Source organism: Psychrobacillus soli, from assembly GCF_006861775.1.
In the GTDB taxonomy this organism is placed as follows: domain Bacteria; phylum Bacillota; class Bacilli; order Bacillales_A; family Planococcaceae; genus Psychrobacillus; species Psychrobacillus soli.
In genome coordinates this window covers 1-12,624 of the sequence record NZ_VDGG01000002.1, presented here as the reverse complement: position 1 = coordinate 12,624, position 12,624 = coordinate 1, and the positions used below count along the sequence as shown (strand labels likewise).

The 12,624-nt window shown below is 35.1% G+C and carries 13 protein-coding genes; 4 read left to right on the top strand and 9 right to left on the bottom strand.

All coding sequences use genetic code 11. The features are described 5' to 3' along the window. The first annotated feature begins 91 nt into the window (after nt 1-91). Genes FG383_RS01010 through FG383_RS01000 form a run of 3 tightly spaced genes read left to right on the top strand, consistent with a single transcriptional unit; the run spans nt 92 to nt 1,264 of the window. On the top strand, nt 92-322 hold the full coding sequence (locus FG383_RS01010; RefSeq protein ID WP_142604989.1) for a hypothetical protein: 231 nt from the start codon (nt 92-94) through the stop codon (nt 320-322). Between the two features lie 2 nt (nt 323-324). Beyond that, the gene (locus FG383_RS01005; RefSeq protein WP_142604988.1) at nt 325-903 is read left to right on the top strand and encodes an LAGLIDADG family homing endonuclease; all 579 of its coding nucleotides are present in this window, start codon (nt 325-327) and stop codon (nt 901-903) included. Then, entirely contained in the window at nt 887-1,264 is a 378-nt protein-coding gene (locus tag FG383_RS01000; RefSeq protein WP_142604987.1) for an rRNA methyltransferase, read from the top strand. The genes FG383_RS01005 and FG383_RS01000 overlap by 17 nt, the downstream gene beginning before the upstream one ends. Before the next feature lie 746 nt (nt 1,265-2,010). On the opposite strand, the gene FG383_RS00995 is transcribed toward FG383_RS01000, so the two are convergent. Next, the gene (locus tag FG383_RS00995; RefSeq protein WP_142604986.1) at nt 2,011-2,505 is read right to left on the bottom strand and encodes a hypothetical protein; all 495 of its coding nucleotides are present in this window, start codon (nt 2,503-2,505) and stop codon (nt 2,011-2,013) included. Nucleotides 2,506-3,344: 839 nt separating this feature from the next. Here FG383_RS00995 and FG383_RS00990 point away from each other — a divergent pair. After that, nucleotides 3,345-3,578, top strand: coding sequence for a hypothetical protein (locus tag FG383_RS00990; protein ID WP_142604985.1), 234 nt, complete (start codon nt 3,345-3,347; stop codon nt 3,576-3,578). Here the strand turns inward: FG383_RS00990 and FG383_RS00985 are convergent. The 8 genes from FG383_RS00985 to FG383_RS00950 form a co-directional block, all read right to left on the bottom strand. Beyond that, the gene (locus FG383_RS00985) at nt 3,552-4,658 is read right to left on the bottom strand and encodes a copper resistance D family protein (RefSeq protein ID WP_142604984.1); all 1,107 of its coding nucleotides are present in this window, start codon (nt 4,656-4,658) and stop codon (nt 3,552-3,554) included. The genes FG383_RS00990 and FG383_RS00985 overlap by 27 nt on opposite strands. Continuing rightward, complete coding sequence (locus FG383_RS00980; protein WP_142604983.1) at nt 4,655-5,203, bottom strand: copper resistance CopC family protein; 549 nt, start codon at nt 5,201-5,203, stop codon at nt 4,655-4,657. The genes FG383_RS00985 and FG383_RS00980 overlap by 4 nt, the downstream gene beginning before the upstream one ends. Nucleotides 5,204-5,412: 209 nt before the next feature. Beyond that, nucleotides 5,413-5,898, bottom strand: coding sequence for a BclA C-terminal domain-containing protein (locus FG383_RS00975; protein ID WP_142604982.1), 486 nt, complete (start codon nt 5,896-5,898; stop codon nt 5,413-5,415). Nucleotides 5,899-6,365: 467 nt separating this feature from the next. Further along, nucleotides 6,366-6,986 (bottom strand): exosporium glycoprotein BclB-related protein, encoded by a 621-nt coding sequence (locus FG383_RS00970; RefSeq protein WP_142604981.1) that lies wholly within the window; start codon nt 6,984-6,986, stop codon nt 6,366-6,368. Nucleotides 6,987-7,417: 431 nt separating this feature from the next. Further along, complete coding sequence (locus FG383_RS00965) at nt 7,418-7,618, bottom strand: hypothetical protein (RefSeq protein ID WP_142604980.1); 201 nt, start codon at nt 7,616-7,618, stop codon at nt 7,418-7,420. A gap of 193 nt (nt 7,619-7,811) precedes the next feature. After that, the gene (locus FG383_RS00960) at nt 7,812-8,426 is read right to left on the bottom strand and encodes a hypothetical protein (protein WP_142604979.1); all 615 of its coding nucleotides are present in this window, start codon (nt 8,424-8,426) and stop codon (nt 7,812-7,814) included. A gap of 296 nt (nt 8,427-8,722) precedes the next feature. After that, nucleotides 8,723-11,155, bottom strand: coding sequence for a DNA topoisomerase IV subunit A (parC, locus tag FG383_RS00955; protein ID WP_142604978.1), 2,433 nt, complete (start codon nt 11,153-11,155; stop codon nt 8,723-8,725). Further along, a partial coding sequence (locus FG383_RS00950) for a DNA gyrase/topoisomerase IV subunit B (RefSeq protein WP_142604977.1) occupies nt 11,152-12,624 on the bottom strand: 1,473 nt, incomplete at its 5' end. The genes FG383_RS00950 and parC, both read right to left, overlap by 4 nt.

Sequence of the window (12,624 nt, the reverse complement as noted above, 5' to 3'; positions counted from 1 at the left end):
GAAAAGTTTATCATTTTCTCAGTTGATTTTTTTGATTTTTAGAACATTCGTTTGTATAATAGTTGTAAAGCTATTCTGGAGGGACAGAATTATGCCTAGAAAACGAGGAATAACGGATGAAATGATTATAGACATGTATAAAAGCGGTATGACATATAAAGAAATGGAGTTAGTAGTAGGGCTAACTTCTGTAGCAATACTGAATGTAATACACAAACACAATGTTCCTGTTAACAGGAAAAAATACTCTGGTAGACCGAGAATAAACAAAGTGAATGAACATTTCTTTAAGGTTTGGTCCCATGAAATGGCTTGGGTTTAGGAATGTTAGTAACGGATGGTCATGTGAATAAAAAATTCCATAGTGTATATTTCTCTCAAAAAGATGAACGAATATTGCAGTTAATAGCAAAATATTTGGAGGCTGATTATGTGTTAGCGTCTTATGGAAAAACAAAGACAACACCTACATTAATTATCAATTCAAAGATTATGAAAGAAGATCTTGCTATACTAGGAATCACTCCAAATAAATCATTAACGGTTCCTTTTCCAAACATCCCAGAGGAATATTTATTTTCATTTGTTAGGGGGGTGATTGATGGGGATGGGTGGGTACAAAACAAAGGTTATGTAATGAATGTAACAACGGGAAGTGAAGATTTTGCTAAAGGACTTTTAGCTCTCTATAAATCGTGGAAATTAAGAGCTGAAATAACAACAGAATGCAGCCAAAAAGGAAGTATGATATACCGTGTTTGGGTAAAAGGAAAAGATGATCTCCCAAAGCTGGCAAAAATCATTTATGAACATGCAGGAGATAACTATAATTATTGTAAAAAAGAAAGACTAACCCAAAGAGTGAAGGAAAAGGAGACGATCTATTATGTGGAAATTAGTTAATGGAAGATTAATACAAACTATTGATCAAACAAGAAGTGAATATAAGACAAGAATTAGTTCAAAACTAATTAAAGAACTTAAAAAAATGGCAGAAGAAAATAACACACATATCGGATATTTACTTGAAAACGGCTTTGAAAATATGATGAAAAAAGATGAAATTATATTTGATAAGAAAAATCGTCCTAAGGATCGTGTAGAGTTCAGAACTACTTGCGATAAAGAAGTGATCACAAATCTAAGATTATTTGCCAAGAAAAATCATCTTAATTTAAATGACGTAATAGAGGCTAGTTTTGCTTCTATTGATACAAATCACGTAAAAAGTGCTAACTGGAGATATAGAAAGGAAGTTGATTAAAAAAGTAGCGATAAATAGTTGATTATAAATAGGGATGTGGTCATAATATATATTATACAAAGCTGCGTTTCATTGAATAAGTATACTTGAAACAGTGAGATATTTTATAGAAATTGTGTTAAAGGACAGCAAAGTTAGGACAATCAGGACACCAACGTTAGGAAAATGAATTGCTCTTTCTATTAAGTAAATAAGAATTCTGAATTTGATTTCCAATTATTTTTACTTTTATGCAGATTATATGCATTTATTAGCTTATATAACTCCAAGTTGTTCGTTTTAGTTTTCTGATAATTCGCTAGTTTATAAAATAAAAAAATATATTACTTCTCGTCCTTGCTTATTAGTTGATCTATATGTTTTGTATAAAAATCTCGCTCTATAAATTGTTGAGATTTCTGTTTCCCGTTTGGTTTAAAATAGTGAGTAATAAACGCATAAGCTAATAAGATATGTCTCCCCCGTATAATGTCCCACTGTAAGGTTCTTGACTAATCCATTATTTTCTCAGGTAAACGTTGCACATGAAAAACATCAAATAGGGCATTTACTCACATTAACATTCGGATCCTCATAATCTATAAAGCATCCGGGGGGTGGGAATTAAATGAGAACAGCATGCAAAAACATATAGAAAAAGTAGTTAGTACAGAAAGTCTTTTAAAAGTAATTATTTGAAAACAGCTTTAAAAGGAACACCATAATAAAGCCTTAAGGTAATCACCTTGAGGTCATAAATTAATAATTCAAAAAATTATTTTATCTATTTCTTTTTCATAATTAGCTATTGTGTTATTTATTTCTATTATTAATGTATCTTCATCTGCTGGTTCGTAACCAATAATCACTGATGGAATATCATAATTTTTCTTCAAATTAACTAGATATTCTAATAGCTTTTTCAAGCTTATCTTATTTTCATGCATATTATCTTTTAATATTTCGCTTTCAGGAAAGTTGAATACAATATCACCATATTCTTCATCAAATGAGAAAACTATTACTACGTTTTTTAATGAAATTCCTAACTCCAATTCTTCAAGAAATATATTTCCTGTGCCTTTTGGTGATAAAATCTCTTCTAAGTTTTTTACTTGAGCAAAACCCATGTCTTTTTTTAAAATATTATCATAAAAATGTGATGATTTAACTTTTAATGTAGATAATTTAAGTTCATTGTAAATTAAATTATTAACTTTTCTCTTATTGATATCAGTTAATATAATCTCTAAATTTTCCACTTACTTCCCTCCTTTTTATTAGTCAATAAACCCTTTAAAAGTTCCATCAAGGTTTAATCTTACTCCTCGTCCATCTGGTAGTCTTTTTCTCCAAAAATTGTATACCTTTAGTTTTAACTTTGACAAATCCTCCAGGTGCATTCATTATTTCTTTAAGGTGTTTTAATGCAGTTTGATTTATTTGGTCTGATCCACCTTTTACTTTACCCCAAGTTTGCGGATTTCTTCCTGCATGCTTCTGTAAAGCATGACCTACGACAGTCTCTCCACCCTTTTTAGGGGCAGTTGCAGTATTTATTATAGTTTTCTTATTAACATAAACAAAATGACCAGCACCTTTACCAGTCGAAGCAATTTTGAATGCCTTTTTCGCATAATCCCTAACTAGTATTCCCGTAACCGCAATGTAACTAGAACCCTGAAGAATCTTTACATTGTCCTAACTTTGGTGTCCTTCTACAAGAAATCCTAAATATTTTAAGCTTTCCTAGAATTATTGTTTTATAATGGTTAAAAACTAAATCAAATATCACTGAATTTAAATGATTATTATTTATATACTTTTGCATCTGTTATGCTCTTCCAAATTCAGTTCCCTTAGCAACTCCACCGGAATTTCATCTATCATTTGCATCTATCCATCACTATGCATGTATTCTCAAGTACACACCATACACTTGTTCATCCTTATCTCCTTTTTATATAATTGCGCAAATCATTAATTTTTTGAATTTTTGTATAGTTAACAGAAAATTATTGCATTTAAAACCATTTGTCTTTTTGTTACAAATAATATAATCTATATCTTGAAACAACTAAATGAATGAGGAGTGATTTACATGGCAAAATCAGCTGCCAAACGAAAAAGAACACATCTACTACGTAATACAGGAAAAGACGTCACAAAATTACGTAATGATATCGACTTTAGTACCCATGTACGAATGACGAAAACAAAAAAGGAAAAATTACAACGCTATGAAAACAAATATAAAAAGCATTTCCAACAAGGTCAATATCCCCATGGAAATGCTTTTTATATTTGTTTATACAACTTGCACGCTCAAAAGTAACGCTAAATATGCAGAAATGACAAATAGAATGCTCATGATGAACGAAAATAATGGCGGCATTTTTTTGAAAAAAGATAAAATACTTACTGCAAAGAAGCAAATAGATACGATCCCTATCAATATACCATCCAATTTAGGCGTAAATTGTACGTTTAAACTAGGTTGAATAACTCCGTCATAGAATAATCCAAATAAAGGAGAAACCCCTTCAGAACTCAATATTTGCGCTAAATTACTTGGTGGAGATTGTTGACTCAATGCTCCAGTTGCGACGAAAATAAGCAAAATGACAAAAAATTCAACTTTTGCCCACGGTCTCGGATCAAAATTTACTTCTTTTTGCAGTTTACGCTTCATCCCAATACCATTAATAAATGCATATCCAATCAATGGAATAATGAGCAAATGTTTAATGAGCAAGCTTTGACCGTAAGAAAGCATCCATGAATCTGGATAAGTACTCCATTCCATCGAGAAACTCATTAAAGAAAGACCTGTAATAATCACAATCGCAAAACAATACAAGGCCATTACATGAAACCACTTCAAAAAATTTGTCCAATTGTCCGTGTTACGAGAAAACCAACTGACAATCATTAGAATGCCAACCCAAACAACGACGGAAGCAAAATGAGTGAAATGGGTTATAAAACCTTTAACAGGAGAAATGGAGGTCGCATGACTTGCCCATCCAAGCCCTGCAATTAAGACAAAAATCAGTAATATACCAATGACAGAATAAATAGCAGCTGTTTTCTTATCAAAGAAGAAAATATATAACCCTAAAATGATGGACAATATAGCTAAAAATAACCATGACTTCCCTACTTCAAACGTGAAAATAATGGATATTAGCGTTTGCCATAAGCCATAATCTTCATATAAAAAAGTGACTAGACTTAGTAATGGTGCAAAAGAAAAAATAGCGATCCCGGCAACTGCAATAAGCTTCACTTTTCGTGAGACTACTATTTTAGGCTTTAAATCAGATGGAAATAACGAAAAAATATAATTCCCCATTAACAAGGCGAAGCACGTATATAAAAGTGCCTCGCTAATTGTTGTTAGAAGAAAAATCATTTATTTTTTCTCCGCGTCATGAACCATACTGCTGCAGCAAGTACTACAACAATAGCAATAATAAGGCCTGTGTTGCTTCCCTTATCTTCTTCTACTTCTGCTGATGTAGTTTCTTCAACAACTGGTTCTTCTTCTGTAACTTCCGGTTCTTCCACTGTTTCTGTAGCTGTGTCTTCCTTTACCTCTTCTACAATTGGTGCATTTAATACGAAGTCTACTTCCCCTTCAATTGGGTGTCCATCAATACCGACAATTTTCCAAACGATTTTGTAAGGACCGTTTTTTAGGTTTGTTTCAACTGTTCCTGTCATGACATTATCATTTACAGATAAATTTGTTACATCCATTGATTCGTCTGAAGCATTCACTAATTTGAATGAGCTTGTTTCTTCAATTTTAGTCATATAAGTTAATGTAATTTCATTCACAGCTTCTATTATTGTACTCCCTTGAGCCGGATTTGAACTTTCTAATCCAGTGTGTGCAAATGCTTGTGTACTAAATAATAATAAACAAGCGATTGTCATTAAAATTATTTTTTTCATGCTGTACCTCCAAATTTTATATGTATTAGCTTTCCGCCTATATACTTATACCATATAGTTATGAAGAAAGAATGAAATGATCCTTTTTTGTAAAATTCAATTTAATAGTAACACCAAAAACAATAAAGAGAGCGACATCCTATAATAATTAGGACATCGCACTTTTTATTGCTGGATCTCAAATATAACATATGGCATACAAAAATTTACTAAGCGCCAAGTCTGTGAATGGAAAGCGATGCATTGAGGACGCCGTGGCCATCATCAATTCCTATTAGAGTATCAGCAGTATTACCAACATTTCTTAATAGAAGTGTTGAGTTAGCTGGAACACTTATAATTGCAGAACCAGTCAATGTTTGATTGGTACCTGCTGGACTTGTAGCACCATAACGAGTAGCAGAGTTAGGAACTTCTACACCATTAAGAATCAATGCATACGCGGACATCTGTGGTCCATCGACAGCGATGGTATATTCTACTAAATAGTCTCCCGCTCTAGGAATCAAAATAGGTGCAGTACCTGGAGTATGGCTAATATTAACTAATGGCCCGTTACCGCTAAAGTTTACATCACCACCAGAAGCTACTGTTTGGACTGGAAAGTTAAAAACATATCCATAAGCTGGTCTATTGGTAGAGACAATTATGGGACTAATGAGATGACATCCACAATTTGAATTATTAATACACATATTATCACCTCCTTTCTCTTCTATTCTATTCATAAAATTGAAGGGCAGACGGGGTTTTAAACTATATCTTTAGAGATGTTTAAAACTATTTCATATTTATACTTAAATAGACTTATTTTTTAAAGTATTGAGAAATTCGCGAAGAATATTTGGAGCTACTCTATTTAAAGATTCTTCTAACTTAGAATCGAACTTTCCAACATGTTGCATTCAAAACACAAAAAGCATTTCACAAAAGGTATAGTACCTGATGGAAATGCTTTTTATTATGCTTTTACTGATTGTACTTGAATTGGGCCTTCCTTTTATTAAATTTGAAAATACCTCTTCCAAGTAACAGTTCACTACCACCCTACATTTAATACATAATAAATAGCCCCTTTTCATTATTGAAATGAAAGGGGCTAACACAAAGAAAGTTGTTCAGTAAACATCGGTTTAATTTTTGTTACTGCAGCGACCGCTGATTACTCGATGGTTATTCCTGCAGATACGGAACCCGTAAGTGCAACAATGTTAAGAGGTCCTGTTTGAGTTGTTGAAATCATCATTACTAAACGATCTCCAACCGCTAATGGTACCGGTGGGAAAGTATCCGATGATCCTTCACTTGGGACAAGTACACTTAATAAACCTGATAGGGACGGAGCTAAATCTACAAATGCGCTTGTTGGACTGTAGACATTAGTTCCTGCAGGTGCTCTCCAGATTTGTGCCCTTACCGTTACAGTTGATCCTGTCGTAAGAGTTATACCTGCTGCAGCAATGAATGATGCTGAAATTGAAGTTATAGTACCTACTCGAGGAACAGAAAAAGCTTCGTTTAGGACACTTGTCAATGTTATTGTGTTGGATAAAATTGTTGGACTTAGAACGGAACTACCAAATCCGATTAAAGCAGGAGTACTTGCTCCTGATGTTACTGTTAACAAAGCAACAGGACCACCAGAAGAAAATGGGATAATCCCAGCGGAACGGAGTAATGATGGAGCTGGCGGAATATTGCAGTCCGCATCAACAGCTAAAAATGGTCCGAGATTTCGGCAACGACTTAGATGACATCCACAACTTGAATTATTAATACACATATAATCACCTCCTTTCTCTGCTATTCTATTCATGGAATAACAGGGCGGACGGGGGTTTTAACTATATCTTTAGGGAAGTTTTTAAAATATTTTTATTTAGAGGTAGGAGGTAGTAAGATTCTTACTTTAAGGTATTAGAAGATTCGGGAAGGATAATTGAAGCTACTCGATTTGTAGATTGTTCAGACCTAGATTTTAACTTTCCAATAAGTTTGGCCAACTGCATACCAAATACAAAAAGCATTTCACAGAAGGTATAGTACCTAATGGAAATGCTTTTTGTATTTGAATAGTAATACCGCTTTTTTATCAGTTAAAGGAATAAGCCGGACAAAAGATATACTAATTAATCCAAAAATAATCACCCTATACTGTCTTATTACTTCGGTTTATAGCAATATTACTTGTAATGAAATACGATTTAACATATTTCAAAATGAAGTTTTGTAGGAGAGGAACCACGGTTCAAATTGTGTGAGAACCTGGCACCCGTTATAATTCGTTAATATAACAGCAAACATTTTATGTGGATTTGTTTTTAGCTCTCGAAGTGTCACAATCCCTTGTTTAGCACGTGTGCCGGATTCGATTTCTTTCAATGCCATTTTCTTTAATACACCACGATAAGTCACTAATGTAATATCATAATTTAATTGTATGAGAACATGTTATCACAATAGTAAAATTCAAACCAATTACGCTTCAGCGTAGTCATACATATAATTTGAAACAAAAAACCCTTGCATTGGTTAAATGAAAGGAGCTTACACGAATTAGTTGTTTTGTATATTTCTAGCTTGAACTTTGTGAGTACTGTTCAGATTTTTACGAAATAGTTATACTTGCACTCCCGGTACCGGCAACAGCGGAGACAGTTCCGGTTGTAGTTGCTGAATACACCAAAAGTACACTTTCTTCAACTGCGATTGGTACAGGTGTGACAAGATTCAGCGATCCAACACTTACCGTGTTAGCTCCTACATCAATGTTTGTTTGAATTATATTTACAGATGCACCTGTTGGAATGAAGGTATTACTTCCTGATGGTGCTTTGTAGATTTGTGCGTTGACAATTAAAGATGATGCTGCGCCGACTGTTATCAATGTGTCATTAACGAAATTTGCAGCTATAGCTGTTATGTTACCTGGTTGTGATACTACAAATGATTCGTTAAGTCCTGTCAAGTTTATCGTACCATTAGCATCTATTGTTGCTGGCGCGAAAAAATCAAATGCAACTTGTTGAGGAGTATTTGTAGGTTCTGGAGCATCAGGATCAAACAAGAGCATTCCAAAAGCAGAAGCATACGGAATCATGAAACCAAATCTCTGACGAGGGTTAAGTTCCGGAATCATACAATCTCTATCTTCAGCTGAAAATGGCCCAAGATTTCGACAACGATTTAGATGACATCTACAACTTGAATTATTAATACACATATAATCACCTCCTTTCTCTGCTATTCTATTCATGGAATTGTAGGGCGGACGGGTTTTTAACTATATGTTTAGGGAAGTAATTAAAATATCTCATATTTAGTGGTAGTAAGACTTTAACTTTATTGTATTAGAAGATTCGGGAAGAATAATTGGAGCTACTCAATTAGTAAATTGTTTGACTTAGGTCTGAATTTTCCAATAGGCTTTGCCGACTGGATTCTAAATAAAAAAGCACTTCACAAAAGGTATAGTACCTAATGGAAATGCTTTTTGTTTAGATTCTAAGTCAAGTTACTTTACTCTTTTTGATCAATCGTTTGTTTCCACACACGAACGAGTTGACCGTCTTTGCCTGTGTCAACGATGAGCGATCCATTTGAATAGCGATCTACTGGACGAAGTGTGTTCAGTTGAACAACTTCTTGAATTCCTTTTTCTGTTTCTAAAACAAGTTCTTCTTTTTTATTCGTTAATAGAACTGCAAACACTTTATGTGGATTTGTTTTTAGCTCTCGAAGTGTGACAATGCCTCGTTTAGCACGTGTGCCTGATTCAATTTCTTTCAACGCCATTTTCTTCACTGCACCACGATGTGTAACTAATATAATGTCATCATGACTATTTAGAGGTACGACGTTGACACTTACAACATAGTCATCCTCTTTTAAACTAACACCTTTCACGCCACCTGTTTTCACTCCTGTAATCGGTACTTCATCTAAGGAGAATCTTACAGAATAACTTAAATGCGTCGTAAACAGTACTTCATCGGAAGGAGCTACTAGCTGTGCTAGGATCATCTCATCATTTGCCTTCAAATTAATCGTTTTTATTGGACGAGCATATCGTTGTACAACATAATCCGATAATAATGACCGCTTAATTTGCCCATCCTTCGTTGCAGTAAGGACACATAAATCCAGATCAAACGAATCAATACCAATTACATTAATAAGGGATTCATTGGCGTCTAACGGCACAATACTTGAAATATGCTGGCCTAAGTCTTTCCAACGAATATCCGGTAATTCATGCACCGGTTGGTATATATAATTCCCTTTAGACGTAAATAAAAGTAAATGATGCTGCGTATTAATCGATTCTTGGTACAGCAAGTAATCTGATTCTTTAATAGCAAAATCTTGCCCATTAGAAGCGGTAAAGGACCTTACACTCGTACGTTTAATATAGCCATCTTTCGTAACAGTGACAATAACCTCTTCGCTTGGAATAAGGACATCTAAAGTTACTTTAATTTCTTCAATTTCATCTTCGATTGTGGATTTACGTGGTTCTGCAAATTTTTTGCGGACAACTAATAGTTCTTTTTTGATCACTTTCATCAGAACCGATTCTTTTGCAAGAATACTTTCTAACTCTTTTACTAGTGCATTTAGTGTTTCTTCTTCCTTTTGCAGTTCCGTAATATCGGTGTTTGTTAATCGATATAATTGTAAGGAGACAATTGCTTCTGCTTGGGCTTCAGAGAATGCAAAAGCAGCTATTAAATTATTTTTGGCATCTCGTTTATCTTTAGAAGCACGGATTGTCCGAATGACTTCATCTAAAATCGATAAAGCTTTCATCAGACCAGCTACGATATGTAAGCGTTCCTTTGCTTTTGCCAAATCAAATGACGTTCGACGGGTAACGACTTCTTTTTGGTGATCAATGTATGAATCTAATAATAATGGCAACGTCATCATCGTTGGTCTGCGATTATGAATCGCAATCATATTGAAGTTATATGTTACTTGTAAGTCAGTATTTTTAAACAGAAATTGCAAAATTCCGTATGCATCTACTTCTTTTTTCATCTCTATAACGATTCGTAAACCAGTACGGTCCGATTCATCTCGAACGTCTGCAATGCCGTCTAAACGCTTATCATGACGCTGTTCATCAATTTTTTTGATCAAATTCGCTTTATTCACTTCGAAAGGAATTTCCGTAATAACGATTTGTTCTTTGCCGCCTTTAATCGTTTCGATTTCGGTTCTAGAACGAACGACAATTTTACCTTTACCTGTTTCATACGCTTTTTTGATGCCATCTACGCCTTGAATAATGCCACCAGTTGGGAAATCAGGGCCTTTGATCACGGTCATAAGCTCTTCTATCGTCGCTGCTGGGTTTTCCATACGCATTAACACGGCGTCCAGTGCTTCATGTAGTGCATGTGGTGGAATATCTGTTGCATAACCAGCGGAAATCCCTGTCGAACCGTTAACGATTAAATTTGGAAAGCCTGCAGGTAATACGACTGGTTCTGAATCCGAATCATCAAAGTTTGGTATAAATTCTACCGTGTTTTTATTTATATCACGTAATAACTCTTGTGAAATTGCAGAAAGACGGGCTTCCGTGTAACGCATTGCTGCTGGTGGATCTCCATCAACCGAACCATTGTTTCCTTGCATTTCTACAAGCATATGGAGAAGTTTCCAGTCTTGACTCATACGTACCATTGCCTCATAAACAGAACTATCACCATGTGGATGATAGTTCCCGATTACATTTCCGACTGTTTTAGCCGATTTGCGGAAAGGCTTGTCATTCGTATTACCCTCATGCAACATCGCAAATAATATACGACGCTGAACGGGTTTTAACCCGTCTCTTGCATCTGGAAGTGCACGGTCTTGAATGATGTATTTACTATAACGCCCAAACCGGTCGCCGATCACTTCTTCTAGTGGTAAATCTTGATAACGTTCGGGTTGTGTCATACTAACTCATCCTCCGTGTGTATTCTTTCATTTTCTAAAATATTGGAATCGTCTTCTAAACTAAAGTTGACGTTTGCTTCAATCCATTTCCGACGTGGCTCTACCTTATCGCCCATTAAAGTCGTTACATGTCTTTCCGCTCTTGCACCGTCCTCGATTGTTACTCGAATGAGTGTACGCGTTTCTGGATTCATCGTTGTATCCCATAGTTGGTCCGCATTCATCTCTCCAAGCCCTTTATACCGCTGGAGCAAGTAGCCTTTTCCAATCTTTTTCGAAGCTGCGTCCAATTCTTTTTCCGTCCATGCATATTCGAACACTTCTTTTTTACCAAGCCCTTTAAACACTTTATAAAGTGGTGGCAGCGCAATGTAAATTTTTCCATGCTCGATCAATGGTTTCATATAGCGATAGAAAAACGTTAATAAAAGCACTTGAATATGTGCCCCATCTGTATCTGCATCAGTCATAATAACAATTTTATCGTACGCGATATCTGCTATTTGGAAATCGGCACCAACTCCACCACCAATTGCGTGGATAATCGTGGCAATTTCCTCGTTTTTCATAATATCCGCAAGTTTTGCTTTTTCCGTATTAATAACTTTCCCTCGTAAAGGCAAAATTGCTTGGAACGTGCGATCACGACCTTGTTTTGCTGAGCCTCCAGCTGAATCTCCTTCGACAAGGTATAATTCATTTTTAGCTGCATTCCGCGACTGAGCAGGCGTTAACTTGCCTGAAAGAAGCGTATCCGAACGTTTCCGCTTTTTCCCGTTACGTGCATCTTCTCGCGCTTTACGTGCAGCTTCCCTAGCTTGTTGTGCTCGAATTGCTTTTCGTATTAAAGAAGCAGTTAACTCCGCATTTTCTTCCAAAATATACTGCAGTTTTTCGGAAATTACCCCATCTACAGCACCTCTTGCTTCACTAGTTCCCAGTTTTCCTTTTGTTTGACCTTCAAATTGTAAAATATTTTCAGGAATTCGAACGGAAACAATGGCGGATATACCTTCCCGAATATCAGAACCATCTAAGTTTTTGTCTTTTTCTTTTAATAAACTCGTTTTCCGCGCATATTCATTAAAAACTCTAGTCAAAGCAGCTTTTGCACCTGTTTCATGTGTTCCACCGTCTCTTGTTCGCACATTATTAACAAAAGATAAAATGGTTTCCGAGTAGCCATCATTAAATTGAAATGCGAACTCTACTTCGATTTCATCTTGTGCGCCTTCCGTATAGAAAACGGGATGAAGTACATCTTTTTCTTCATTCAAATAAGAAACAAAGGCTTGAATGCCCGTTTCATAGTAGAAAATATCATGAGCATCTGTACGTTCATCTTGTAATTCAATTTTAAGGCCTTTCAGTAGAAAAGCGGATTCTCTCAGTCTTTCGCATAATGTTTCGTAATTATATTTCACCGTAGAGAAGATTGTATTATCAGGTAAAAAGTGTACAGATGTACC